The 25,253-nt window shown below is 62.1% G+C and carries 21 protein-coding genes; 8 read left to right on the top strand and 13 right to left on the bottom strand.

Going from position 1 to position 25,253, the window contains the following annotated elements:
* Positions 1-30: 30 nt before the first annotated feature.
* The 5 genes from NGM29_RS06160 to NGM29_RS06140 form a co-directional block, all read right to left on the bottom strand.
* Positions 31-1,767: a multicopper oxidase family protein gene (locus NGM29_RS06160; protein ID WP_254159561.1), complete on the bottom strand. Its 1,737-nt coding sequence runs from the start codon at positions 1,765-1,767 to the stop codon at positions 31-33.
* A 353-nt stretch (positions 1,768-2,120) separates the two neighbouring features.
* Entirely contained in the window at positions 2,121-3,350 is a 1,230-nt protein-coding gene (locus NGM29_RS06155; RefSeq protein WP_254159559.1) for an ABC transporter permease, read from the bottom strand.
* 31 nt (positions 3,351-3,381) lie between these two features.
* Positions 3,382-4,572 (bottom strand): ABC transporter permease, encoded by a 1,191-nt coding sequence (locus NGM29_RS06150; protein ID WP_254159558.1) that lies wholly within the window; start codon positions 4,570-4,572, stop codon positions 3,382-3,384.
* 35 nt (positions 4,573-4,607) lie between these two features.
* Positions 4,608-5,387 (bottom strand): ABC transporter ATP-binding protein, encoded by a 780-nt coding sequence (locus tag NGM29_RS06145; RefSeq protein ID WP_254159557.1) that lies wholly within the window; start codon positions 5,385-5,387, stop codon positions 4,608-4,610.
* 112 nt (positions 5,388-5,499) lie between these two features.
* The gene (locus tag NGM29_RS06140; RefSeq protein ID WP_254159556.1) at positions 5,500-6,222 is read right to left on the bottom strand and encodes a hypothetical protein; all 723 of its coding nucleotides are present in this window, start codon (positions 6,220-6,222) and stop codon (positions 5,500-5,502) included.
* Between the two features lie 149 nt (positions 6,223-6,371).
* Between NGM29_RS06140 and NGM29_RS06135 the strand changes: the two genes are divergently transcribed.
* Positions 6,372-7,592: an RNA-guided endonuclease InsQ/TnpB family protein gene (locus tag NGM29_RS06135; protein ID WP_254159555.1), complete on the top strand. Its 1,221-nt coding sequence runs from the start codon at positions 6,372-6,374 to the stop codon at positions 7,590-7,592.
* Here NGM29_RS06135 and NGM29_RS06130 read toward each other — a convergent pair.
* The gene (locus tag NGM29_RS06130) at positions 7,529-8,026 is read right to left on the bottom strand and encodes a hypothetical protein (protein WP_254159554.1); all 498 of its coding nucleotides are present in this window, start codon (positions 8,024-8,026) and stop codon (positions 7,529-7,531) included. The genes NGM29_RS06135 and NGM29_RS06130 overlap by 64 nt on opposite strands.
* A gap of 249 nt (positions 8,027-8,275) precedes the next feature.
* Positions 8,276-9,355 carry a DUF1616 domain-containing protein gene (locus NGM29_RS06125; RefSeq protein ID WP_254159553.1) on the bottom strand — a complete coding sequence of 360 codons (1,080 nt, stop codon included), beginning with the start codon at positions 9,353-9,355 and terminating at the stop codon, positions 8,276-8,278.
* A 105-nt stretch (positions 9,356-9,460) separates the two neighbouring features.
* Here NGM29_RS06125 and NGM29_RS06120 point away from each other — a divergent pair, with 105 nt between their 5' ends.
* The 4 genes from NGM29_RS06120 to ggt all read left to right on the top strand — a co-directional run bounded on the left by NGM29_RS06120 (position 9,461) and on the right by ggt (position 14,113).
* Positions 9,461-9,742 (top strand): DUF8044 family membrane protein, encoded by a 282-nt coding sequence (locus NGM29_RS06120; RefSeq protein WP_425499235.1) that lies wholly within the window; start codon positions 9,461-9,463, stop codon positions 9,740-9,742.
* The gene (locus NGM29_RS06115) at positions 9,736-10,857 is read left to right on the top strand and encodes a DUF4350 domain-containing protein (RefSeq protein ID WP_425499234.1); all 1,122 of its coding nucleotides are present in this window, start codon (positions 9,736-9,738) and stop codon (positions 10,855-10,857) included. The genes NGM29_RS06120 and NGM29_RS06115 overlap by 7 nt, the downstream gene beginning before the upstream one ends.
* A 209-nt stretch (positions 10,858-11,066) precedes the next feature.
* Positions 11,067-12,098 (top strand): AAA family ATPase, encoded by a 1,032-nt coding sequence (locus NGM29_RS06110; protein ID WP_254159551.1) that lies wholly within the window; start codon positions 11,067-11,069, stop codon positions 12,096-12,098.
* Between the two features lie 188 nt (positions 12,099-12,286).
* Positions 12,287-14,113, top strand: coding sequence for a gamma-glutamyltransferase (gene ggt / locus NGM29_RS06105; protein ID WP_254159550.1), 1,827 nt, complete (start codon positions 12,287-12,289; stop codon positions 14,111-14,113).
* Positions 14,114-14,186: 73 nt separating this feature from the next.
* On the opposite strand, the gene NGM29_RS06100 is transcribed toward ggt, so the two are convergent.
* From NGM29_RS06100 to NGM29_RS06090, 3 genes are read right to left on the bottom strand one after another with little or no spacing between them, the layout of a single operon-like run.
* On the bottom strand, positions 14,187-15,065 hold the full coding sequence (locus NGM29_RS06100) for a DUF7982 domain-containing protein (protein WP_425499251.1): 879 nt from the start codon (positions 15,063-15,065) through the stop codon (positions 14,187-14,189).
* 7 nt (positions 15,066-15,072) lie between these two features.
* Entirely contained in the window at positions 15,073-15,630 is a 558-nt protein-coding gene (locus tag NGM29_RS06095; protein WP_254159548.1) for a DUF8163 family membrane protein, read from the bottom strand.
* A complete protein-coding gene (locus NGM29_RS06090) occupies positions 15,627-17,057 on the bottom strand; it encodes a DUF58 domain-containing protein (protein ID WP_254159547.1) in 1,431 nt (476 codons plus the stop codon). The genes NGM29_RS06095 and NGM29_RS06090 overlap by 4 nt, the downstream gene beginning before the upstream one ends.
* A 196-nt stretch (positions 17,058-17,253) precedes the next feature.
* Between NGM29_RS06090 and NGM29_RS06085 the strand changes: the two genes are divergently transcribed.
* Positions 17,254-18,462, top strand: coding sequence for a GAF domain-containing sensor histidine kinase (locus tag NGM29_RS06085; RefSeq protein WP_254159546.1), 1,209 nt, complete (start codon positions 17,254-17,256; stop codon positions 18,460-18,462).
* Positions 18,463-18,608: 146 nt separating this feature from the next.
* Here NGM29_RS06085 and NGM29_RS06080 read toward each other — a convergent pair whose 3' ends face one another.
* Positions 18,609-19,700, bottom strand: a complete 1,092-nt coding sequence (locus NGM29_RS06080) for a sensor histidine kinase (RefSeq protein ID WP_254159545.1) — start codon at positions 19,698-19,700, stop codon at positions 18,609-18,611.
* A 268-nt stretch (positions 19,701-19,968) separates the two neighbouring features.
* Between NGM29_RS06080 and NGM29_RS06075 the strand changes: the two genes are divergently transcribed.
* Positions 19,969-22,068, top strand: a complete 2,100-nt coding sequence (locus NGM29_RS06075; RefSeq protein ID WP_254159544.1) for an Ig-like domain-containing protein — start codon at positions 19,969-19,971, stop codon at positions 22,066-22,068.
* Between the two features lie 78 nt (positions 22,069-22,146).
* Here the strand turns inward: NGM29_RS06075 and NGM29_RS06070 are convergent, their stop codons facing one another.
* Complete coding sequence (locus tag NGM29_RS06070) at positions 22,147-22,866, bottom strand: Stp1/IreP family PP2C-type Ser/Thr phosphatase (RefSeq protein ID WP_254159543.1); 720 nt, start codon at positions 22,864-22,866, stop codon at positions 22,147-22,149.
* 28 nt (positions 22,867-22,894) lie between these two features.
* Positions 22,895-23,680 (bottom strand): zinc ribbon domain-containing protein, encoded by a 786-nt coding sequence (locus NGM29_RS06065; protein ID WP_254159542.1) that lies wholly within the window; start codon positions 23,678-23,680, stop codon positions 22,895-22,897.
* 146 nt (positions 23,681-23,826) lie between these two features.
* Between NGM29_RS06065 and NGM29_RS06060 the strand changes: the two genes are divergently transcribed.
* Complete coding sequence (locus NGM29_RS06060) at positions 23,827-25,218, top strand: serine/threonine protein kinase (protein WP_254159541.1); 1,392 nt, start codon at positions 23,827-23,829, stop codon at positions 25,216-25,218.
* Positions 25,219-25,253 lie beyond the last annotated feature (35 nt).

Raw genomic sequence — 25,253 nt, 5'->3', positions numbered from 1 at the left:
GGAAAATCGGTTCTCGCGACCCTTGCGGTGCTAGTTGTTTCCTGAGTTCGTCTCACGACCGCGACCAGCGCTGCTCGAATTCCCGCTAACAACCTCGAACATTCGCATCATGTCATGTTCTTCGTGCTCGAGGACGTGACAGTGGAAGGGGAACTTGCCGGTGTATGTGTCGAATTTTACGGCGATCCGGACGGTTTCACCGGGGTTGACCTTGACCACGTCCACGCCGCCACGCTCGTTTGGTTCCGGGGGTTGCGGGTCGTCGTGGGAGTGGTGACGCTCGCGGTCGATGACGTCGAATTCGACTAGATGCAGGTGAATCGGGTGGGTGTGGTCGTCGGTGTTCTCGAGTTCCCAAATCTCGGTCGAACCGAGTTGTGGCTTGTACTCGATCGGGTCGCTCCATCGCTTCCCGTTGAGTGTGTGGATCATGAGCCCATTGTCGTCCATACCCATCTCCATCGTGACTTTCCGCGTTGTTTTCGCGGCGTTCGGATCTGGACCCTTGCGATTCGGAAGTCGAAGGGTGGCTGGGTCCGCGGTGGTGTCCGGTTCGCTCACATCGTCAGTAACGCGGAACTGCATGATCTCGTGGATCATGGGGTGGTCCATGTCGCCGTGTCCCATCCCGCCTTCGCCGTGGTCCATGTCGTCGTCACCGTGGTCCATGTCGTCGTCACCGTCTCCCATGTCCATTCCGTTCATGTCGTGGCCGCCATCGTCATGGCCGCCGTCGCCGTTGTACGGGAACATGGCGCCGTTGGTCACGGTGAACGTCTCGCCGGCATACTCAGAGAAGTCGACGATGACTTCCGCGCGCTCGAACGGCGCAAGCACCAGCGACTCCATGTCTCCGTGATGACCGATCGAGACGACCTCCTCGAGGAACCCGTGGCCCGCCGAAATCTGGTGAAGCGCTGGGCCGCCGTGGGCCTCCTCGTCATCGTTGTCAAGACCGAGGTCGTACGTCCGACCGTTGGAGACGTTGATGATGTGGAATCGGTACTTGCGTGGCTCGACCTCCATGTTCGGCCATGCGGTACCATTTACAGTAGCGACATCGCCAGCGACGTTCGCCATGAACATGCTCGGGTAGAAGAGTTCACCATCGTCGGTAAAGGAGCGATCCGCCAGAACGAGCGGAACGTCGTACTCACCGTCCGGCAGGTTCATCTCGTCTTCTTGCTTGCTCTTGATCCGGTAAGGGCCGACCAGTCCAGCGTAATTATTGAGCCGGGAAATGCCACGGGCGTGGTCGTGATACATCGTGGTCAATCGATCCTGGCGGTTCGGCAGCTCCTGGACAGCATTGACGAATCGCGGACCCTCGACGCCATCGGGGGAGGTCCACATCTCGGCCTGACCGTCGTTCGCCGGATCGACCTTAAGTCCGTGGAAGTGCGTGACCGTCCTGACTTCTGGGACAGGGCTATCATACCCAACGTAGTTCTCGGACGTGGTCCCCTCGACATTCGTGTCCACGTTGAACAGGTGCTCATCAGGCATCCCGCTATTGTCGAACTCGACGGCAAGCCGTTCGCCCTTTCGAGCAGTGAGAACTGGACCCGGGAACTGTCCATCGAAGCCCCAGATCGTCGTGTCATCAAGATCCGAATGGAAGCTGTGTGTTGTCTCCTCGACTGAGATCTCATGATAGTCAGCGCCTCGTCGCTTCCCATCGGGAGCCCGTTCTTCCGGGATCTTCAGTTCGTCTTTGAACTTCTCGAGGTCGGGCGAAGAGTGCTCCCCATAGGTTGGGCCATCCATCTCCATTGCCGTTGTGCTCGTGGAGACGAGTCCTGAAAACCCAAGTGCGGCACCCGCTTGCAGCAAGCGTCGCCTCGTCACGTTGAACATTACCGGGAGCCTCCGTTCTTTTCGGGCCGAGGTCCGACCATCTCTTCACCTACGTCACTTCTCATCAGATGCCTGGGGGGCAACATAGTCGCTATATTCAGTAATAATTATAATTAAGCCTTTTGGCCATCGAAAGCGAACGATGGACAGCCAATAATTAGACTTTCAGGCCCTGGGTCGGCAATATACACATATCCAGCTCTTCACCGACTTTTTATGTGTTGGTAAACCAATGTCTTGACTTGCCTGTCGAGTTCGGATACTCACAGACCCTCGAGCGCCGATGTTCGGCTGAGACGCCAACCGGCGATAACGGCGGCAACCGTACCGATGCCCACTGCAATTGTGAACCCGCCGGCGTAAATAGCGGGATCGGTCCGTACCAGGCCGTCGAATCCGACAACAACACCAGCTAGTCGATTCAAGAGCGAAACTGCCGGGGGTGTCACAACGACTCCCAGGAGGCCACCGAGTACGCCGACCGCAACGCCCTGGCCAGCGACCACGATGAGCAGCAACGAGGAGGGGAGACCAACGGCCCTGAGGGCGGCAAACGACTGGCGTTGCTGGTAGACCACCAGCGAGAGGAGCGTCAGTGTCAACGCGATCCCCGCGACGATCGCGAGCCCCACCAACGTCGCTCCGGCTGCGAGCACGAGAACCTGCTCTTGGAGGACCGCCTCGAGTTGTTCCTGGTTGGTGTTGATCTCGTATTCGGGGTAGGTCTGCTCGAGGTCACGCTTGACCGCCTCGACGTCGGCATCATCCTCGAGCGTGATCGTGATGAACGTCGCCGGCTCGAAGGCCGTCTCACCCGTCACGGCATGCAGTTCGCTCAACGGCAGCGTGACCGTGGGGACACCGAGCATCCGTTCGAACGTCGGGGAGATGCCGACGACGGTGACCGGAGTATTCCGCGCCGTCGCGAGCGACCCACCTACGTAGATGGTATCACCAACGTCAACCTCGAGTTGACGCGCGGTTTCGGCGTCGATCAGAACCTCGTTGGTCCGCTCGCCCTCGTAGGTGCCGTTGGCGTAGTGGGGGTCCCCCGAGAACTGTTCGCCCTCGGTGACCGTTACCGCGGGGCCACCCCCGGGGACGCCGGTTGCGACGACGGTCTGAAACGTCTCGTTGGGATTACTCGCGACGTAGACGGTGTCGAACGCGAGGGGGGCTGCGTGTCGAACCTCCTCGCGGGCTTCGATTTCGGTGGCTACACTCCGGGAGTCGTACAGGCTGTTCTCGAAACCACCGCCGCCAGCGGTGGTCAGTCGGGTCTCCCCGGATACCACCCACAGGTCACGATCTGCGGATTCGAACTGGTGAGTCCCCGTCTCCAGAACCCCCACACCAGCACCGGCGAGTAAGGTAACCGCGAGCACGGCGAGGGCAACGCCGACGACGGCAAGGCCGAGACGCAGCCGATGGTGGCGCAGTTGCGCCCCGGACACGACGAGGCCAGCGCGCAGCCGAGCAATCCACTGGCGCACTACCGATCACCTTCGGACACCGAAAGCGCCATCAGGGCACCCCTCGAGCGAGTCGATTCGTTGTGAGCGCGAGCCACGGAAGCGAGACCAGTCCAATGACGAGCGATACCGCCAGACCGTACCCCACGAAGAGTGGATGGACGAACGCGACGGGTCCGCTCGTCAGGAACTCCATCGCGAGTTCGTTGATCCCAATCGTGATGAGTACGCCCCCAACGCCACCGAGGAGGCCACCAGCCAATGTCGTGAGCAGGGTCTGGACGCCGATCAGTCGCAAGTGGCTGGCGATCGAGAGTCCGAGTGCCGACAGGGTCGCGAGCTGACGGCGCTCGGCGACGAGTTCGAGGCCCAGCGTGGTGACGACAAAGAGGGTGCCGATCGCGACGGCGATGATGAACGCCGTTCCAGCTAGCGCGAGCGGCAGGGCTGCATCCATCGTCTCGCTCGTGGCCATCGTCGCGCGTGAGTGAACCGTTGACTGGGGATAGATGCCCGCGAGCTCGGCTTTGAGCGCTGGGTCGTTCGTCCCGACGACGAACTGGTCGGCCAGATCGTCCTCGTCGGCGCCCGTGAGCGCCTGGTGTTCGCTCAGCTGAACCAGGGCGACCGGGATGGTGGCTGCCTCCGCTGACTGAGCATCATCGATGGCCGTGACGGTAAAGGTATCAGTCCCGCCGATCGCGACCGGTTCGCCCTCGTCGACGGCAAGCAATGAGGCAGCGTGTTCTGAGAGGACGACCTCGCCAATCCAGGTCCCCTCTGTATAGTACGGATCGCCCGGGGTGAGCGCCGTCGAATCGACCCCCACGAGTTCGTCAAGGCCTGGTTGTGAGATGACCCCGACGACCAGCACGTACTCCGAATGTCCGTCGTGTTCGATCTGTAAGACGGTCATGGCGATCGGGGAAACGTAGTCGACGCCATCGATACCCTCGATACGGGTTGTGGTTGCGTGTGCGTCGCCAAACGACGGGCCGTCGGTGGCAACTAGCGGGGAACTCCCGCCTTCGGTGTCGGGCACGATCCAGTAGTCGACGTCATCGTCATAGACGGAGGTGCTCGTCGCCAACCCGACCCCGATGGCGGTGACGACGACGAGCAGTGCGATCACTACAGCGACCCCAAGGACGGTCAGGCCAAGCCGTTGTCGAGCCGTGGCCGTCGCCCGAGAGAACGTCTGGCCAACGGCTACCCCGATCAGCCCTCGCCACCGGGTATACATCGATCGAAGCCACGAGCGAGCCATCGGACGCGGACTCACCCCGACGCTCCAGCGCCACTGGCGTGCGTATCGGCCTCGGTGCGTTTCCCATCGTGTAACCGCACTCGGCGGTCGGCGATCGCGAGCGTGGCGCGATCGTGAGAGGCGATGATGACTGCCTGGTCTTCGGCCACCTGTTCGAACGCCTCGAGGACATCGCGCCCGGTTTCAGAATCAAGTTCGCCCGTCGGTTCGTCGGCGACTACCAGCGCCGGATCGGTAATGAGGGCTCGGGCGATTGCCACTCGCTGTTGTTCGCCACCGCTTAACTCACCGGGGCGATGGGTGAGCCGGTCGGCGAGCCCGACGCGCTCGAGGAGCGCCTCGGCCCGCTCGCGACGGTCGGCTTTCGGAACGCCGAGTTCGACTAACGGGAGGGCAACGTTCGCTCGTGCGGAGAGCGACTCGAGGAGGTGAAAGTGCTGGAAGATGATGCCGACGTGTTCGAGGCGCAAACGGGTGCGTTCCCGGCGCGAGCAGTCGGCGACCGACCGTCCCTGGATGGTGACCGTCCCTGAATCGGGTACCTCGAGGCCGGCCAGGTGATGGAGCAAGGTGGATTTACCGCTCCCACTTGGCCCGCTGATGCCGACGATCTCGCCTGGAGAAACGGTGAGGGAGACGTCCTCGAGGGCAGTCACTGTGGGGGGCTCGGGACGCCCGAGGAGGCGGCCGAGGTAGCCGGGTGATCGCCCCCGCGTGTAACGTTTGGTGATGGCGTCCGCTCGGACCGTCGGCGCCGCCTTGTCGGTCATGACTGCGGACCCGCGACTCATTGCCCGATGGTTCCACCAAAGGTAAATAATCCTCCCGGTTCAGATGGTCGAGGATATGAGATGACTGGTAACAGAGCTGCACACTGACGGCGAAACGATTGCGTCGCCTGCCTTACTTCCGGGCAGATCTCGCCACCGGCACGCTACGGAAGGCATCCTGAAGCCGGTGATACGCCCGATTTTGCTCCTCGACTGTATCCTCGAGGTCGTCGAGGGTCGACGACAGCCGATCGAGTCGCCGACTGTATCTGGCAACCGCTGAATCGACCGTGCCTTCGGCGATCGCCTCGACGTTATCGTCGGTGACCACGGTCGCTTCGAGATCATCGATACGCCTCCGAAGGGCCGCTCGCTCTCTGGTTGCCGTCTGCAGTTCGTCCTGGACGGCCTCGAGTTCGGTCTGCAGTTCGTCCTGGATCTGGGTCGCCGTCCCGTTCTCGTCGAGAAACACCTCCAGAGCCTCGATGTAGGCGCCGAAGGTCTCGATTCGAGTCTGGACGTGGTCCAGTCTGGCCTCGACAGAGGGACGCAACTCCCCGCCGAGATGCTCGCGCAGCCGGTCAACCTCGGCCGGCTCGACGGTCCCGGCCTCGAGTTCATCCGCGAGCGCCGTGACGAGTGACGGCTCATCCGATTCCTCCACGGCGCCCGTTTCCGGGTCGCCATCCCCTACTGACTCCTCGGTGTTCGATTCCGACTGGCGAGTATCAGGGGTGGCCTCGAGTGTGACCGCCGCGGCATCCGGATCGAGCAGCTGCTCGAAGGCCAGTTCGTCGTCCGAAAATGCCACGGTTCGCGGGTCGTCGGGGCCACCGTCCTCGACGGGAGCGTCCACTTCATCAGCGATCGAGGAGGATACCCCGACCCTTGAGGCCGGGGAGGAAGCCGACACTTGGGAATACAACCACGCCTCACAGCCCGGCCAACTCCCCTTCCACATTGACAAGCACAATTATTAACTAGTTATACTACTTCTAATGAAGTATGGCGGAGGTGGTCAGGAACATCCAGGTCAAACTCACCATCCCCGAGTCACGACACTCGGACGTTGACCAGACCTTTGAGGAGTTCCGCCAAGCCGCCCAACACGTCGCGGACTACGGGTGGAGCGACGACCCAGACCACCTCGTCAAAGCCAAAAACCAACTCCACAAAGTCACGTACACCGACGTCCGCGAGCAAACCACTCTCCAATCCAGTCTCGTCCAATCCGCCAGAAACCTCGCCGCCGACGCTTTGTCGAATTGCAAGGACTTGCTTGAAGCCGACAAGAACACGAGCAAACCAGAGTTTCGGGGAAGCGTCATTGTGTACAATGGACGCACCATCACGTACAACGATGACCACGTAACGCTCGCCACCACAGGTGACCGAGTAAAAGCAGAATACGTCCTGCCACACGACGACGAGCATACACCGTTCGAAGAGTACTGGAACGAGGATGACTGGGAGAAGCGAGAAGCCACGCTCCACAAGCGCGACGGAGAGTACTACCTCCACGTTACCGTTGAGAAAGCAGTCGACCCTCTTACTGATAAGCAGACCGAGAACGGAGTGGTTCTCGGCGTTGACCTCAACGTGGATGGCTACCTTGCCGTCACCAGTACGGGAGCGTTCCTTGGAAACGCGGATGAGTTGAATCATAGGCGCGACGAGTACGAACGCCGTCGTGGACACCTCCAACAGACGGGGACTCGCTCGGCCCACCTTACCATCCAGTCAATCGGTGACAGGTTCGCCGAGTGGAGTCGTCATCGCCTGCACGACGTGTCGAACGGAATCGTTCGAGAAGCTGTCGAGAACGACTGCACACACGTCGCGTTCGAGCGGTTGACGTGGATTTGGACGCGCATCTCGAACGCCTCGAAGTTCCAGCAGTGGGCGTTCCGCGAAATCCAGCGACAGGTCGAGTACAAGGCCGAAGAACACGGCATCGAAGTGGATACCGTCGCCCCCCAGTACACGTCGCAGCGATGTAGCCACAGTGAGTGTAGGTTCACACACGAGGATAATCGTGATGGTGACGAGTTCGAGTGTCTGAAGTGTGGGAAGAAACTGCACGCAGATTACAACGCGGCGCGGAACGTCGCGTGGCGTCTTGTCCAGAACTGGCTCACGTCTGGGTCTGGACGGGCCACCAGTCAACTGGCCCTCAAGTCAGGAACCGTGAACGCGAACGGCGATTTCAACGCCTCCGCAGTATAGCGCCAGAGCGGAAGTTCACTGACAAGCCCCGACCCTTGAGGTCGGGGTTGTTGACCGTGTTCGTATTCTTCGCGAACGGTCTCAAACAAGTCTGGGTCGCTCGGTTCGGCCGCCTCCGCGTCAATGACGGAAACATCGAGCGCCTCCGGTTCGAGTTCGCGATACTCGACGAAGGCCACGTCCGTCGGATCCAGCGCGTTCTCAATGATTGCCGATTGGATCGACGTGACGAACACGAGGTCGACCGTCGTCGTAGACGTATCCAGTTCGGCGGGTGCGGGCTCGAGGTAGCGCACGTCGAGGGCGTTCTCGAGTTCGGTGAGAATCGCCTGCTTCTTTCGGATCGGGACCTCGCCGAAGCCGAGCGTGAAATAATAGAGCTGTTCGTCTGGACCGATCGTTCCCTGGATTTCTCTGCGGAGCCTATCAATCACCACTGATTCCCCGGGACTCGCCATGTGGCGAGCCAAACTGTCGTCGTCATCCCCCTGCATCGTGATCCCCCCATGCCGACACATGTAAGCAATATACATAAGTCTAATTACCAACTATACTCTCTAGAAATTAATATTGGGCAGTACGATGTAGGACTAGTATCACGACGAAATTAGTTTTAGCACATCAGGGGTGGAGAACAGCTCTCGAGCCGGGCAGCGACCGGTGGGCCGACCCGCCCGAGTCGGTCACGCCCCGGAGTCAGCTTCGGCAACGTCCACCCAGAGGTGAACAGTGTACTCTGTATCGTTCATCGATGGCTCTGTGGGAGCCTCATCGGGAAAGAGCAACCAGACGACGCGGATGTCCTCACCGACCATCGTCGGCTGGAGTTCGTAGGGTTGGTGCCAGGAGTCGTTGTGGGCCAGTTCCTGGTGATGTCTGGAGAGTTCACGTTGCTCGGTGACGACCGTCTCGTTCCCCTGGGTTTCGACGCGTTGTTCGACGACGACCACGGTGTACTCAACGGTTCGATGTTCGTCGTTATCCACCCCGAAGACGAGTTCGCCTGACTCCCCTTCGACGAGCTCTGTAGGGTAGTCGTCGGCGACGAGCTCGCCGTCGTCATCCTCGGTCAGGAGGTAAATCGCCGAGAAGCGCTCGCCATCCGGGGGGACAAGGACGGCGAAGCCAACTGAGCCGACCGCGAGGAGGATCGAGAGCACGAGCACCACGTTCAGGGCGCCGTCGATACGCGTCTCGGGTTCGAGCAGTTCTGTGCGTCCTGCCTGGTACCACGCTCGATACGGGACGGCAAAGCGCTCTTCGGCGGGGAGTTGCCAGCGACGGACGGCGCCGACGGCCGTCGAGATGAGAACGAACCCGGTGACGGCAACCATGATCGGCGCTAGCCGGATCCCCCAGGGCGTGAAGTTCAAGACGAGGCCGATCAGCGGGACGATGGCGATGCTGAGCCCAAACGAGAGGGCGATGCGTTCGATGCCGTCGATCCCGTCTCGGACGGTGTCGACGACGCCCAGTGACGGACTTTCGGTTTGAGCCTCGCTATCGTGCCCGGGCTCGGTGGCCGCGTCAGAGTCGGTGGGTGACTCGCCTGCTTCCGGAAAGAGGGCGGCGATAAACACATAGCCGGGGACGAACAGGACGAACGCCAGCCCGAGGGGGACGCGAAGTGGCGTCTCTCGCAGCCCAGGGGTGAAGACGGCGACGTTGACCAACACGGTCACGACGAGCATGGCTGCGAGATCGGCTGGGAGGTGACGAATCTGCTTGGGGAGGAGCAACCAGAGCGACCGTCGAGCGTCCATTCACCCGCTAGTGGGCTACTCCACGATAAAAGTCGGTCGGTCCGACAATACGCCGAGGATGAGAGTGCGCTACCTTTAGGTACTCAAAGCAATCACTTCGACGTAATGGCGACCCAGCGGCGGATGCGCTTCGTCCACGGGCAACTGGCCTGGATGGTAGCCACGGCGCTGGTGTTGACGCTGCTGGGCTCGCTCTCCTATGAGCTGTTTTTCGTCAGCTCACTGATCGGCTTGCTGATCGTCACCGAACTCACCGCGCCGTTTCACGTCACGCCGACGTGGCGACGACGACTCCTGTGGCTCATCGGTATCGGCCTCGTCGGCTTTGGCTACGTCGTCGTCCGACGGATCCTCGAGATTTTGCCCCCGGAGGTGCTGCCGTGGTGAGGCTGTGGTCGTGGCTCCGCACTCCGGATGGCATCGACTGGCCACGAGCCCTGTTGGTGGCGCTCAGCGTGACGCTCGTGCTTGCCCTGGGCGTTGTCGCCTCGACGTCGGCGGCGTCGTTCGGCCTCTATAACCCGGCCTGGGACGGGACGAGTGAGTTTCGAGCCCACGTCGCAGCCGACGACACCGTCGAGCACGACCTCGTCCGCAATACCCAGGCGTACACTGAGGGGGAGGCGAACGAGACGGTCGCGTTCGTGATCGCTCCCGACGAACCCTACACTGACGACGACGCCGCCCGGGTGCAAACGTTCGTCGAGAACGGCGGGACGCTCGTTGTCTTCGAGAACTTCGGGGAGCCAGGGAACGCGTTGCTGGCCGACGTCGGGGCCGAGGCGCGCGTTGATGGGCGCTTGCTCCGAGATGAACGCTACCACTACCGGGGACCACCGATGCCGATCGCCACCGAGGTCGCAAATCACACCGCCACCCAGGGCGTCGACCAGTTGACGCTCAACTACGCGACGGCGGTCGGCCCTGGTAATGCGACCGTCCTGGTCACGACGAGCGAGTACACCTATCTCGGGGACGAGGAGACCGATCTCGAGGAGGTTGAGGATCTTCAGGCGTATCCGGTGGTGACGACCGAGAACGTCAGTAACGGGAGCGTGGTCGTCGTTGGCGATCCAAGTCTGACGATCAACACCATGTTCGACCAGCCCGACAACGCCGCGTTTCTCACGAACCTCTACGCTGGACACGACCGCGTGCTCTTCGATATCTCCCATGCCAGTGACCTCCCGCCGCTGACGGCCGCGATGGTGGCCGTCCGTGGGTCCCCGCTCGCCCAACTCGGCGTCGGGCTCGTTGGGATCGGCCTCGTCGCCGTCCTCGTACGCAGCGATCGCTCGACGCTCAAGCGCGTCCTCACTCGGTATCGCGGCCAGCGCACTACTGCCACCGCCAAAGCCCTCGAGCGCTCGCCGGACGCGCTCAGCGAGGAGGAGTGGGCAGAACGTCTGCGCCACCGCCACCCCGAGTGGGATGATGACCGCATTCAACGGGTCGCGACAGCGGTTTCGCGGGCGACACACGACCAGCCGGACGAATCGTGACAACCCGCTCACCCCATTGACCTGAACGCGATACCCATGCCCCACCCGATCGCAAATCCGTCGAGTCGTATCGGCAGTGGTTGGCTCCCCGCGTTGACACGGTGATGTGGAAGCCGATACGTACAACTACCCGAAGCTATTTTTCCTCAACACGAACCCGGCACGTACATGGACGACCATCGGCGTGCGCCCCTACGGAGTCACGACGAATGAGCGATCCCAATCGACGACCCGAACCGAGTACCGACCCCGCCGAGCCAGCCGCGCTCTATGAGGCGCTGTCAGCCGAGATGCAACACGTCCTGGTCGGCAACGACGAGACCGTCGAGCACCTCACCATCGCCCTGTTGATCCGCGGGCACGTCCTGCTCGAGGGCGTTCCCGGCGTCGCGAAGACGACGCTTGCGAACCTCTTTGCGCGCGTGAGTGGCCTCGATCACCGGCGTATCCAGATGACCCCCGACATCCTCCCGGCCGACATCACGGGCACCCACGTCTATCACGAGACCACCGGGACGTTCGAGTTGCAACGCGGCCCCGTCTTCGCCAATCTCGTCATCGCCGACGAGATCAACCGGGCAACGCCGAAAACCCAGAGTGCGCTGCTCGAGGCGATGCAAGAACGCCAGGTCACCATCGAGGGCGAGACGCTCGAGTTGCCGACGCCGTTTCTCGTCGTCGCAACGCAGAACCCCATCGAGATGGAGGGCGTCTTCGAACTCCCCGAGGCCCAGCGCGATCGCTTTCAGTTCAAGCTCACCGTCGACATCCCCGACCGGGCGGGCGAGCGCGAACTCATCGATCGCTTCGATGCGGATCCGACGCTCGGCCCGGACCACGTCGAGCAGGTCATCGATCCCGCCGCCATCGACGCCGCCCGAGAGATCGTTGCCGACGTCCACGTCGCCCCCGCGGTCAAAGCGTACATCCTTGATCTCGTCGCCGCCTCGCGCGACCACCCCGACGTGACCTACGGCGCCTCCCCGCGGGCGACGCTCGCGTTCCTCGATGGGGCCAAAGCCCGGGCGGCGATTCACGGCCGCGAGTACGTCATCCCCGATGACGTCAAGGCGCTCGCCGAGCCGATTCTGGTCCATCGCCTCGTTCTGGGGACCGACGCCGAGCTCAGTAGTGTCGACACCGCCGACGTTATTGCGGACCTCCTCGAGGAGGTCGAGCCGCCAGGCGCGGAGGCACTCGACGTCGACGTTCCGACGGCCTCGAGTGCAGATTCTGAGTAAGGCCGGACTCGGCGCTGGACCGGCTGTTCGTTACCGCTCTCGGGAACTGAGAGCACGCTTCATTCACTGTAGCTCTCCTCGAGGTAAACGCTTACTGACCCTTCCTGCCAGTGTTAATTCGCATCTTTATCAATAATCAGACTCTTACAAAAAAGTTTTTTATTATCGATAATGACTGTGGCCATATCATGTCGAGAGAGCATGAGCGACGCGAGGCGGAGCACCGTAGCGAAACCGACGCCGGGGTCAACCGCCGGCGATTCCTTGCGCTCACGGGGACGACCGCAGGTGCGCTCACCGTCGGCACCCAGCCGGCGACCGCCACCGCACAAGAGGTCACCGACGTCGCCGGGTTTAGCTGCGATCACCCCCATTTCACCTGTGGTCGTGAGGTCACCGCCGCCGACGGGATGGTCTCGACGGTCGATCCGATCGCCGGCGGCGTCGCCGCCCGCGTCCTTCGGGAAGGCGGGAACGCGATCGACGCGGCGATCGCCCTCCAGTACACGCTGAACGTCACCCAACCGCACGGGTCGGGCATCGGCGGCGGTGGATTCATGGTCGTCTACGATGCCGAGTCGGATTCAGTCGAGGCCATCAATAGCCGCGAGCGCGCTTCCCAGGGGGCGACCCCCGAAATGTTCCTCGACGACGACGGGAACGAACTTCCCTTCGGGGAGGCGATCCAGACCGGCGAAGCGATGGGCGTCCCTGGGACGCTAAAAGGCCTCGAGACGGCGCGTGAACGCTACGGAAGCCGCTCACGCCAGCGCCTGATCGAGCCAGCGATCAAACTCGCCCGCGACGGGTTTACGGTCGACTGGTTCCTCGCCGAGCAGATCGCCGCCAACACCGAGAAGTTCAACGAGGCAGCCCTGGAGACCTTCAGCGACGAGTCCGGAGCCCTGTATACCACAGGCGACACCATGACCAACTCCGACCTGGCCGAGACGTTCGAGCGCATCAAACGCGACGGCGCCGAGGCCTTCTACGAAGGGGCGATCGGCGAGGACCTCGCCGCCGAAATCCAGCGCCACGCCCGCGAACCCGAGCGCGCCGTCGACGAGGCCGACCTCGCCCAGTATGACGTCACCATCGACGAACCCATCCGCACGAAGTGGTACGACGTCGAACTGGTCGGCCAGCCGCTGCCGAGTTCCGGACCGACCGTCGTCTCGATGATCCTCAAGCTCCTCGAGTTCCTCGAGATCGACACCTACGAACGTCGATCGCCGGAGATGTACCATCTGCTCGCTGAGGCGATCATCGTCGCCTGGGGCGATCGAATGGAACACATGGGCGACCCCGAGTTCGTCGACGTTCCCATCGATAGCTTGCTCTCGGATGCCTACCTCCAGGAGCGCGCGGACCTGATCGAGCTCGGGCAGTCGGTCTTGACAGAGGGCTGTTTCGGGGGTGGTGAGCCACACCGAATCAGTACCGACGGGCAGACGACCCACTTCTCGGTCGTCGACCGATGGGGCAACGCCGTCTCGTACACCTCGACGATCGAGCAGTTCATGGGCTCGGGGAAGATGGTTCCCGGCCGCGGCTTCATGATCAACAACGAACTCACCGACTTCGATCGCACGCCGGGCGGACCAAACGAGCCCGAGCCCTGGAAGCGCCCGATGAGCAGCATGAGTCCGATGATGGTCCTGCGCGACGGCGTCCCGGAGTTCACCGCCGGCTCACCCGGCGGATGGCGGATCATCACCTCGACGATGCAAGCGATCCTCTTCCGGTATGTCTACGGGCTCGAGCCGTTGGCAGCGATCACGGAGCCGAGCATCTACACCCACTACTGTGGAGGGATCAGCTGGGACGCGGGCGTCCCCGAAGAAGCCCGCCAGACCACCGCCGAGTGGGGCCAGGAATGGGATGCAACCCCCAGTACCCTGGGCAACGTCCAGGTGATCGATATCGGGACGGACGCACTGACCGGCGCGGCCGATCCCAATCGCGATGGCCAGGCCGTCGGCCTCGAGCGCGCCGGTGGTCCAGGGCGCCACTGATCAGGTAAGCAGCAGCTGCTCGCCTTACACAGATTCATTTGGAGAAAGCCCACGACTTCAGTCGTGGAAGTAGTCACTCGTTGTCGGAGTCCCATCGGCAGGTGACGAGCCAGTCGGCCCGGTCATCGCCCGGGGCAACCTCGAGGGTTACCGGACGGTCGAGGCCCGTCGCCAGGCCGACCACGAGAAACGACGCGATCGGGTGATCAAACCGGTCGACGTCGCCGAAGGCGCTCTCGGTGATGGCGATGGTTGCCCGACCGCGATCAGCATCGACGTCAACCTCGGCGTGGCGGGCGAGTTCGAGGTGTTCACAGAGTCCATCGGTGAGCTGGGTGGTAAGCGGCGTCGGCGTGGCTGCGAGGTCGCCACTGAGTGCGCGCTCGAATTCGTCGAATAGGCGTTGGCCGGTCGCCTCCAGGAGCAGCCCTCGAGGGTCATCAAGGAGAAACGGGCCCGCCTCGGCGTGGTCCGAGAGGTCGGTCAGGACGTCATCGGGCGAGTGAGGAACGAACAGGCGAACCGAGCCAGCCATAGGGACGTAGCGACGCGTCTCGCTCAGTCCGAGCGCCTCGACGAGGGCCGCACCGTTTGCCGCCCCTGCCGCGTAGACGCGTTCCCCGACGTCGGCGGCGACGACGTGTGCCGGGGTCAGGAAGTACGTGAGCACCCCACCGAAGAATCCCGTCGCCCCGAGGACAAAGAGGACCTCGCGGCCATCGGGGAAGACGAGCCCACCGAGGACGGCTACGAGGCCAACAGCGGCGAGCCCCAGCGCCGTCTGTCGGTAGCGTGACTGCCGTGCTCGAGCGTACTCCGTTCGTAGACGGCGGTTTTCCTCAGCCAGCACCTCGAGTTGGGCGCGACGGTCCAGATGATCGGCAGCCCCTTCGGCAGCGGGCCCCTCATCGGCCTCTTCGGCAGTCGTGGATTCAGGATCGGAATTGGACATACTCATCTTAGGTCTCCGTCGGTGTTTCATCGGTCGGCTCGGCAACTGAGTCCGTGACCAGGCCTAGTTGGACCAGTTCAACGCGGTGCAGGCCATACGCGAGGACGCCAGCGGCCACCACCAGACCCAGCGCGGCCAGCCAGAGTGGCTGTGTGTGTACAAGCACGGCGGTGAGCCCGCCGAGTGTGATCACGCCGACGAGGGCCGTCACCGCAAATCGCAGCGGGTAGCGCTCGCCCGTCGCCGCGGCGAGTACCAGCGTGAGCACGCCAGCCTCGAGGAGGCCGATCGAGAGCAGGGACAGGCCAGACGGGAAGAGCACCACCAACGCGACGTGAGCGATCGCGATCGCGTAGGGCGTCCCGAGGAGATACCAGCCGGCGGCCGTCACTCCTCCCCCGATGGCCCCGAGGGGGCCGGCCACGACGCCCATCGCGACCGTGATGATCGCGAGAGCGATGCCCGCTGGCCGCCCACCTGGTCGGCCGGGGTCGGTTACTCGAGGCGGACGCATCTGAGTTTCGTCCGCCTCCTCGGCCGTGGCCGTCCCCGATTGACCGCTCATGGCGTCCCTCCTGCTGGTTCGCGTCGGCGGCGACCGGCCTCGAGCACCGTCGTGAGCCGGTCTTCGGGGCCGACCTCGAGGGCGGTCACCCGATCCATACGAGCCAGATCACGGCGGAGGGTTTCGAATTCGAGGTAGCGCTCGTAGGCGGCCTCGAGATCGCCTAACCCACCCGGCTCGTAGAGCACGGTCGGGGCGAGCAAGACCGTCACGAACGCGCCACGGTCACGAGCGAACGCCACGGCGTCTCGTAGATCCGTCGGCGAGTTATCGTCGGTACACAGGACCACCCAAGCGGGGGAGGCGTCGGTCAGCATCGTCCGGAGCGCGCGTGCCAGCGGCGACGACACGGCCTGGCCGGTCTGCGGGCGCCCCGCAAAAAACGGGCGTAACTGCGTCGCAAACGGGCTCGAATCGCCTCCGAGGGCGGTGCGAGCCTGGCGGCGAACACCGGCTGTGGAGCCAGGCGATCGCTGGCTCCGGGTCGCCCTCGACGTCGGTTCGAGCGTGAGGAGGTGGCGGCGAAGCTGTCGGTGTGTCATCGAGGCCGCGGCAATATCGAGGCGGTGAGTGAGCCCCGTGTCGCCGACGGTGACGAGCCCGATCGGATCGCCGAGTCGCCAGGACCGAGCGGCGAGCGCAAGCGCAACCTCGCGAAGGTAGGCGAGTTTCGTCTCGCCGCGTGAGCCCGTGCCGAGGGGGGCACGGTGATCGACGACGAACAGCGTTCGCCGATCGGTCTCGACGTTGTACTCCCGGACGTGCGGGCTGCCCAATCGGGCCGTTGCCTTCCAGTCGATGTGGTCGGCGGTGTCGCCCGGGGCGTACTGGCGGATCTCCACCGGCTCGAGGCCCGACCCACGGCGCTCCGAGAGGTGTTCCCCGTAGGCCAATCCCACCGCATCGCCGCCTGCCCCGAGGTGGATCGTCCGGGGCGTCGGTGGGTCGACGGTGACCGCGGCCCCCGCGCCGGTCGAGAGCGTCTCGCGAAACCAGCCGTCAGTCGCGGTGAGCGTCGGCGCCTCGAAGCGATAGTGGCCGGCGACAGGCCACTCGACGGTCGCCGTCGTCGACGCCGCCGCGGCCCCCGGTTCGAGTGACACCGCCAGTGGCTCGTCGACCCTCGCCGCCGAGGGCACCCCACCGCGAACGGTGAGTGCGAGCTCTGCGGGAACCTCGAGAGCCGCCGTCAGGGAGACCGGCGTCGACTCGCCGGTCCGAACGCTCGTTTGGACGGGCTGCTGGACGACCGACAGGCTCCGCCTGGTTCGCTCGAGACTATGAGTAAAGACGGCCTGGCGGGCGAGAAGCCACGCAGCGATCAGCACCGCTCCGGCGAGGGCGAGTGGGGCGGCGACGAGGACCGCATACCCGGCCAGGACGACGACGAGGCCGCCGACGCCCCAGGCCTGGCGCGTGGGCTGCATACTCTCGGTGCCCGTCCGGACGGTATTTAAGGTACTGATTGTTGCTCGAGAGGTCGGTTAACGGATACCGAGGCCCCTCGGTCGCCAGCGAAACCCTCACTCTATTTAGACACTTTGCTTAACAGTGAATATTCAAATGGTTGAGGTACCAATACGGTGATGACCACCAGCCAGGGTCACATTGACCAGTACCTCCATGACCAATACTACAGATACATTCGGGCCCGACGAGGTTCGGCAATACCTCTACGACGTCATGCGCCAGAATCGCCCTTTTCGCGAGAAGGCTGAACAGGCTCTCGTGATCGGGCGGGACTATCTCGGTGTCGAGAACGGTCACCTGACGCGACTCGATCCCGAAACCAATCACTGGGAGGCCATCGCCAGCACGGACCCACCAGATGGGACGTATCCGGCCGGTCTTACACTCGATCTTCAGACCACCTACTGTCGGCGAACGATCGACAACGCGGCGCCGATCGCACTCCACGATGCGCCTGCTCAGGGATGGGCAGACGACCCCGCGTTTGAAACTCACGGGCTCCATTGTTATCATGGCACACAGGTTACCGTCGGTGACGAGCTGTTTGGCACGATCTGTTTCGTCAGTGACGCACCGCGAGCCGAGCCGTTCTCCGAGGAGAAGACGATGTTCACCGAGTTGCTCGCACAGATGCTTGGTCACGAACTCGAACGGGCCCAGCATGAAGCAGCCCTCACCGACCGGGAACGCCTCATCGGCGTGTTGAATCGGGTCCTTCGGCACAACCTCCGCAATGATATGACGCTTCTCAGAGGATACGCAGAGCTGCTGCAGGAGGAAGGCTCACCCCAGCAGGTCGATGTCGCTGAGATGCTTCTGACGACCACTGATGACCTCCTCGCCTTGAGCGAGAAGGCTCGACGGCTGGACACCGTCGTGACGAACGATCTCGAGTATCAGCGGGTCGAAATGGGGCACTTCCTCCAGACGATTCAAGCGGAGATCGAAGCGGCGGTGCCTGGGGCAACCATCTCGATCGAGGGCGATACCGACACGTACATCCGCGTCGCCTGGAGTATGGAGACGGCCCTTCGAGAAGTCATCGAGAACGCAGCAAAACACGCAGGCGACAGCCCCGACGTCTCGATTTCCGTTAGAGCGACTGACGGGAAGGCCCGACTGCAGGTCATGGATACCGGTCCAGGATTGCCCGAACAGGAACGGACGGTACTTCGCGACGGCGCCGAGACGCCGCTAGAGCACGGAAGCGGGCTTGGGTTGTGGCTGGTCTACTGGGTCGTTACGAGCCATGGCGGCACTATCGAGACTACGGTCGACGAGACCGGAACGACCGTGACGATCTCGTTTCCGCGGACGCCTGCACACACCCTTCCAGAACGGCTTCCGTCCCGGAAGCCCTAAACGCTCGAGTACTTGCTGTCGTTCTCATGCAGTGACCGCGACAAATGCGAGGGAGGACACCGCGGTGGATTCCACTGCGCCTCGTGAAAGCGAGAAGCCCCACACTCAGACGTGAGGACGTCAGGTGAGCGGGAGGATAGGGGAATTCACTGTACGCCGGTAATCTCGAATCGGGCACCACCATCATGACCGTCCGTGACCGTGATCGTCCATCCATGCGCGTCCACGATTTGCTTGACGATCGCCAATCCATACCCAGTGCCCGTAGCGGCCGTGGTGAAGCCGGGATCAAAGAGCGTGTCCCGATGGGCTGGGGGGATACCCAGACCCGTATTTTCGACGTAAAACCCATCGGCCATCGCGCCGACGGTGATCTGGACGGCTTCATCGCCGTGGACAACCGCATTGCGAAACAGGTTCTCGAACAGATGGCGGAGTTGGCTCCGGTCGCCAGAGAACTCGAGATCGCCGTCGATAGCGAGGGTTGCCTCAGCCGTCTCAATCATGGTCCAGCAGTCGGTGACAATCGAGGCCAGCGACACGTCTTCTGACGTGCCGATCGCCTGGCCCTGTTGGATGAGGGTGGCCAGATCGGTAATGATCTGATCAGCCCGATCGAGCGCTTCGAGCACGGTATCAAGGTGGTCAAGGTCCCCGGTGTCCTGACAGTATTCCGTATAGCCGTGGGCGACCCCGAGTGGCCCCCGCAGGTCGTGGGTGATGACCGTGCCGAATTTCTCAAATCGGTCGTGGTGGACGAGTTCTTCCTCCTCGCGAGTGAGACGGGCAAGCGCGGCGTCAGCGTATGAGACGAGGCGCTCAACTAGCGTACGATCAGCTTCGTCGAACACACCCGGTGTGCTCGCCGTTCCAAGCAAGACCCCGCCGTTCGCGATGGGGACGACGAACAGCGCTCGGACATCTCCCTGACCGTGGGTGTTCGCGTGTGTCGCTGCTGATCGGGTGAAGCCGATATCGTCGATGAATTCGGCCGATCCAGTCGCGATGGAGGGCTCGAGGACGGTCCCGTTGAGCGAGAGGCGACAGTCCGGATCGACAGGCCGATCATCCGATCGGACCTGCACCTCTAACGTGCCCTCTTCGACGGTCGCGACGGTACACAGATCGACCGGGACCATCTCTGCAGTGACGTTCACAAGCGTCTGATGAACGCTCGTTTCAGTGGATGCGTCGAGAAACGCCCGGATGGCGTCATCGATCTGTGAGTCCAATTCCATGAATCTCGATCGGTAATGAGACAGCCATCGGATAAATAACTATTTGCCATCGGGAACAGCGAACCGGCCAGCTCGGCCCGAACAGTTATGACACCGAGGGAATTCACTGGAGCCGCATCGGGGTGGACGGGGAGCGTAAGGCGTAGGTACAGGTTCGTCTGAGCGTCGAGAGACAACGCCAGATCTGTGTTTGTGGACTCCACATGACTTCCTGGCGACTCATCATCGAAGTGAATCCTTTTTACTCGCCGGCCACCAACGGATGACCGTGAGTTCCTCCGGGTTCGGCGACCGCGCGCGAACGGTTGGCATCGTCGTGTGTGTGGTCATGCTTATCGCCACGAGTGCCACCGCGGCCATTGCTGGGGCCGATGGAGGCGTCGAGTCGACGCCCTCGCTCGCGAGCCAAGCCAACGAATCCGGAGCCAACGACACCAACACCACGCGCCACCAGAATCCCGACGAGTACAGCGAAGAGGGCGACCTCGAGGGGGTCGAGCGGTGGCTATCGGGCTGGCTCACTGACCAGTTAGGCGGGGGTGCGATCCAGTTGAGCCAGGGTGAGTACGACCGTGCCAGCCAGTACGTCGACGAGGAGTACCGCGACCGCCTCGACCAGTACGTCGACGTCGCCGGCGAGACCGAGGGTGAAAGTCAGGAAGAGACCTTCGAGGACGCCCAGGAAGAACAGCGACGGACGACCGAGACCGCCCACGAGTACGAGGAGACCTACGAGGAGTACGAGGGAGCACGCGCAACCGGTGACGACGAGCGCGCCCGCGAGCTAGCCCGCGAACTCGAGACCCTCGCCGAGGAGCTCAACGACTCGAGTACGGCCCTGCGCGATCACTACGAGGCGATCGAAACCGAGACTGGGGCGGATCTGTCCGAGCCGGATACCGCGATCGAAGAGGTGAATCGAGATGTCCAAGAAACCCAAGCCGAGATTCGCGAGGCGGAATTCGTCGAAACCGAGTTGTCGATTGAGGCCACCGGACCCACCACCATCTCGTTTCTCGAGCCCCTCGAGGCGCGTGGCCAGCTCCAGACCGTCGACGGGGAAGCGATCGCCAACGAACCCGTGCGTCTCGAGATCGGTGCCCAGACCCTCGTGACCGAGACGGACGCCACGGGGGCGTTCACGGTCACGTATCGCCCGGCTGGGATCAACGCCTCGACGACCGATCTCGCGGTTGGCTACCGCCCGGCGAACGAGTCAGGGTATCTCGGCAGCCAGACGGACGTCCCCGTCTCCATCGAGCCGGTCGAGCCGACGCTTTCCGACCTGGAGGCCACTGATCAAGCCCGCTTCGATGATCAGATTCAGCTGACGGGAGCGGCCACCGTCGAGGACGTGCCCGTCAACGGGCTCCCACTAGCGGTGACGCTCGATGGCCAGCGCGTCGGTGAAGTACGCGTCTCGGAGGGCCAGTTCAACGGTACCGTCACCGTCCCGCTCTCGGTTCCCGCGGGTGACCAGGAGCTCCGCGTTGCCTGGCCCCACGAGGATCGTGCGCTGGCACCCGCGAACGCGACGACGACGGTAACGATCACCGAGACCGACAGCGCACTCTCGATGGACGCCGAACCCGTAGCCGGAGACCTCCAAGTTACCGGTCGACTCACGACCGCCGACGGCGATGGGGTCGCCAATCAGTCGGTGGCACTCACGCTCGATGGTGACGCCGTCGAAACAGTGAGGACCAACGCCGACGGCCGCTTCGAGGGGGAGCTTACGCCGTCGGCGGACGCAGAGTCGGTGACCGTGGGGGCCACGTACGACGACCCCGGGACGAGTCTCGCTGGCGCACAGGCCGAGACGACGGTCACGCTGGCCACCCAGGAGGGGAGTGGCCTGCCGACGTGGCTGGTAGCGGCGAGTGGACTCGGGGGTGTGGTTGCCCTGGTCCTGGTGGGCTGGTGGTACCGACGCGCTCAACCAGCGTCGACTCCCGCGCCCGATCCGGAACCGCCCGCCGAGGCGGAGTCCGAAGATACTGGGTCCACGCGAGCGCTCGTCCGAACCCAGCTCGCCCAGGCGGCCGACCAGCTCGCAAACGGCCAGCCTGACGCCGCCGTCGAGCGCGCCTACACGGCCGCTCGCCACGAGCTCGCCAGCGGCCTCGCCGCCGCCGGCGCGTTGACCCACTGGGAGTTTTACCACCGCTATCACGAGCGCGCTAACGAGGCCACGCGGGATCGGTTGCGGGCGATCACCGAAGGGTATGAACGCGCCGCGTTCGATCCGACGGGACTCACCGAGTCGGAGGCGGCGACCGTCCTCGAGCGCGTACGAGAGGTGTGTGGACTCGAAGCCGGGGCAAGCGAATCGAAGTTGCGTTCCGAGCCAGAGGCCAGTGACGACTGACTAGTGAGCCTGAGAGGACTCCGTAGCCAACTTTTGCAATTCAATAAGTGAAATCACGGCCTCCTTTCAGAGCGAACGTCATTGGCCGAGAACAACGCTAATATTGTCGCTTCCCCCGTTTTCGTTTGCCTGTTTAATCAACGCTTCTGAAGCCGTTTCGAGAGTCTCCGTCCCAGTTACCAGTTCAAAAATCATCTCATCAGTGAGTTCCTCGGTAAGTCCATCCGAGCAGAGAAGGAGTGTTCCGTCGAGTGAACACTGGTAGAGATCTGGATCGATTTCGTCGGAGTCGCGCGTTCCGAGCGCTTGAGACACCACATTGCGCTGGGGATGTGTCGACATCTCCTCTTCGTCGATAACGCCTTCTGTGACCAGGTCGCGAACCAGCGACTGATCGATCGTAATCTGTTCGATTCCTTCATCAAGGAGACGGTATGCTCGACTATCGCCGACGTTGATCAGCGTCACCCGTTGACCGTGGATATAGGCCGCCACGAGTGTTGTTCCCATGCCCTCGTAGCTCGGGTTCGTCTCGATTGCATGCTGAATCGCCTCGTTTGCGGCGATGACCGCCGCGGTGAGGCGCTCGGGCGCGGGTTCGGATGGGGGAGCATCGGAAACCGCTGATTCGAAGGCACGAAGAGCCGTTTCACTGGCGATATCGCCCCGGGCATGGCCACCCATTCCGTCAGCAACGGCCAAGAGATACCCCCTGTCCAGTGCCGTAGCAAGGACGGCATCTTCGTTCGTCGTTCGTTGTCGACCAACATCGGTTTGTGACGTATATTGGAATGCCATCGGTCTCAAAGACTGTGAGTGATGTCGATTAGAGCTGTTGTGATTCACCGCACTCTGGGCAGACGGCAGCAACGTCCGGGATTGACTCTCCACAGTGCATACAGTATTTTGTCTCACCTGACTCTGCCCGTGTTCCAGAAGTCCTCTCTCGCGTGTTGGTCTGGTGGCGCTGACTTTCTACGTTGGTTTGGGTGGCAGGCGCCTCCTGGGTACAGCTCGGACAGACCTCATCGTATGGCCGGTTATGTTCGTTACAAAAGCTCGTGGTCTCCGCAGTGTCAATCGAGGATCGACTGAAGACGTTGTCATCGCCCACTTCGGCTGCGCCATCACCGCCAACATCGGTCCGGTTGAGCACGTTGTCGTCGCCGACGGTTGTCGATCGATCGACGTGGTCTCCTAGCACAACGTTTCCAGAGACATCCCCTTCGACCGTAACCTCCGGACCTGCGGTTCGTTCAACCTCGAGCCGAAGTGTCGTTCGGAAGCCGATCTCGAGGGTGGCGTCCGATCGGAGAGTGGCCATGTGACCGTCTGCGATGTCAGAGGTGCCGTTAGCGTCGACGACGGTGACACCGTTTGCATTCCCGTTGTTTGTGACACTGATGTGGTCTGCTTCAGGAGTGAGTACGAGTGGTGCAACACCCTGCTTTTTCCGCGATACCGTGGCATCTTCGATACCGAGGGAGACAACGCGATCTGGCGTTTCAGCCAAAATCTGTTGTGTCTCACCGGAGTCACGATAGATCTCCGTCGAGAAGTCCACCGCTAGCTTCCCACCCCGTTGATCAACCACCGATAGCTGTCCTTTCATCGTCTATTTCCCGTATCTCTTACTATCATCTATTCCTATGTAAATATTCTTGCATTCTTTGACTCGGTGAGAAGACGCCTCTCAAGTGGGGTCTATAGTATCGTCTGCCGGTGGGATTATATAGTCTAACCAACAGGGTTAGTAATATGTCGACGGGGACGGAGGTCGATTACCGGCCACAGACGCTGGTTAGTTCACCCACTCGGATCGATGCAGACCTAGAAGACTTTGAGGAACTCGAACCGATTGGGTCGGGGGGAAACGCTGACGTCACAAAAGTCGCCTACCATGGCGCTGGCCCGGATACGCTTGCGTTAAAACAGCCTCGAATGCAGGGGACTCTCGAGATGAGTGCATTGGAGCAGTTTCTCGAGGAAGCCCAAACCTGGGCGAAACTGGATGATCACGATCACATCGTTGGCGTCGTCGATTGGGGATCCGAATCGCTGCCGTGGATTGCTCTCGAGTATATGGACGGGGGAAGTCTCTATGAGCGACTCGGTGACCTCGACCCACCGGAAGGGCTCTGGGTCGGGCTCTGTGTCGCTCGTGCGGTATGGCACGCGCATCGACGAGGAATTGCTCATCTAGATATCAAACCCGAAAACGTGCTGTTCGCAACGACCGCAGAAGGGACGTGGGATGTTCCCAAAGTAACTGATTGGGGACTAGCGAAGATGTTACTCGAGCATTCAAAGAGTGTGGAGGGACTCTCACCACAGTTTGCGGCCCCCGAACAGTTCGATTCGGAAACGTACGGTCCGCCGGACGATATTACCGATGTCTACGCGATTGGCGCTGTCGTGTATGCATCACTGGTCGGTGAACCTCCGTTTACTGGTGGTGCCGCGGCTGTCATGCGGAACGTGCTCTACGAACAACCTCCTACCCCAAGCGATCACGTTGATGACCTTCCACAAGGAACCGACGCCGTCCTGAAGAAAGCGCTTGCAAAAAAGAAAGCAGACCGCTATGAGTCCGTCCTCGACCTCCGACGCGACCTCGAAATCCTCCTCGAGCGAGCACTCTCGGAGGAGACCGACGCGACGACGATTGCAGAAAGCGGTGATTCGTCAGCAGCGGCCTCAGCGTCAACGTCCGCACAGTCGAATCAGACCAGTTCGGCCGAGCCGACAGAGTCACCCGCGAGCCATCTGAACTCTGGAACGAATCACGCCCAATCGGGAGCGCAAAGTCAAACACACCACTCAGTGCCACAATCGCCTGATCCTGGCTCCCAACAGGCACGCCGTGTCAACACCGAGACCGCTGAGGAGATTCCGGATTACCATTACTATATGGTTGGCTCACTCATTGGTGGACTGATTTTAGGAGGGGCAGTTGGTTCTGATATCGGCGCTTTGATTACCTTCGCAGGATTCGTTGTCTCAATCTACTACTTCAATGCCGATTTAAAAGCTATCAAACAAAGTCCTGTTACCGAGTGGGACCCTCGGCGGTGGGCATACTTTGCGGGGGTTTTTGTATACGGCCTCAGCGTCCCCCTCTATCTCTATCGGCGTTACAAACACGTGTGAACGACTGATTCTGAATCTTCCGTCGCTGTCTCAAC

The sequence above is a fragment of the Natronosalvus rutilus genome (assembly GCF_024204665.1).
GTDB lineage: Archaea > Halobacteriota > Halobacteria > Halobacteriales > Natrialbaceae > Natronosalvus > Natronosalvus rutilus.
The sequence above is the reverse complement of the archived record's forward strand: the minus strand, read 5'-3'. Positions and strand labels throughout refer to the sequence as shown.

What these genes read in the sequence shown, in the direction of transcription:
- ggt (WP_254159550.1), top strand. Translation starts at nt 12,287, where the DNA reads ATGTCGAGAGAGCATGAGCGACGCGAGGCGGAGCACCGTAGCGAAACC.
- NGM29_RS06090 (WP_254159547.1), bottom strand. Translation starts at nt 17,057, where the DNA reads ATGCAGCCCACGCGCCAGGCCTGGGGCGTCGGCGGCCTCGTCGTCGTC.
- NGM29_RS06060 (WP_254159541.1), top strand. Translation starts at nt 23,827, where the DNA reads ATGTCGACGGGGACGGAGGTCGATTACCGGCCACAGACGCTGGTTAGT.
- NGM29_RS06085 (WP_254159546.1), top strand. Translation starts at nt 17,254, where the DNA reads ATGACCAATACTACAGATACATTCGGGCCCGACGAGGTTCGGCAATAC.
- NGM29_RS06100 (WP_425499251.1), bottom strand. Translation starts at nt 15,065, where the DNA reads ATGTCCAATTCCGATCCTGAATCCACGACTGCCGAAGAGGCCGATGAG.
- NGM29_RS06070 (WP_254159543.1), bottom strand. Translation starts at nt 22,866, where the DNA reads ATGGCATTCCAATATACGTCACAAACCGATGTTGGTCGACAACGAACG.
- NGM29_RS06110 (WP_254159551.1), top strand. Translation starts at nt 11,067, where the DNA reads ATGAGCGATCCCAATCGACGACCCGAACCGAGTACCGACCCCGCCGAG.
- NGM29_RS06135 (WP_254159555.1), top strand. Translation starts at nt 6,372, where the DNA reads ATGGCGGAGGTGGTCAGGAACATCCAGGTCAAACTCACCATCCCCGAG.
- NGM29_RS06095 (WP_254159548.1), bottom strand. Translation starts at nt 15,630, where the DNA reads ATGAGCGGTCAATCGGGGACGGCCACGGCCGAGGAGGCGGACGAAACT.
- NGM29_RS06080 (WP_254159545.1), bottom strand. Translation starts at nt 19,700, where the DNA reads ATGGAATTGGACTCACAGATCGATGACGCCATCCGGGCGTTTCTCGAC.
- NGM29_RS06125 (WP_254159553.1), bottom strand. Translation starts at nt 9,355, where the DNA reads ATGGACGCTCGACGGTCGCTCTGGTTGCTCCTCCCCAAGCAGATTCGT.
- NGM29_RS06065 (WP_254159542.1), bottom strand. Translation starts at nt 23,680, where the DNA reads ATGAAAGGACAGCTATCGGTGGTTGATCAACGGGGTGGGAAGCTAGCG.
- NGM29_RS06120 (WP_425499235.1), top strand. Translation starts at nt 9,461, where the DNA reads ATGGCGACCCAGCGGCGGATGCGCTTCGTCCACGGGCAACTGGCCTGG.
- NGM29_RS06150 (WP_254159558.1), bottom strand. Translation starts at nt 4,572, where the DNA reads ATGTATACCCGGTGGCGAGGGCTGATCGGGGTAGCCGTTGGCCAGACG.
- NGM29_RS06160 (WP_254159561.1), bottom strand. Translation starts at nt 1,767, where the DNA reads ATGGATGGCCCAACCTATGGGGAGCACTCTTCGCCCGACCTCGAGAAG.
- NGM29_RS06145 (WP_254159557.1), bottom strand. Translation starts at nt 5,387, where the DNA reads ATGAGTCGCGGGTCCGCAGTCATGACCGACAAGGCGGCGCCGACGGTC.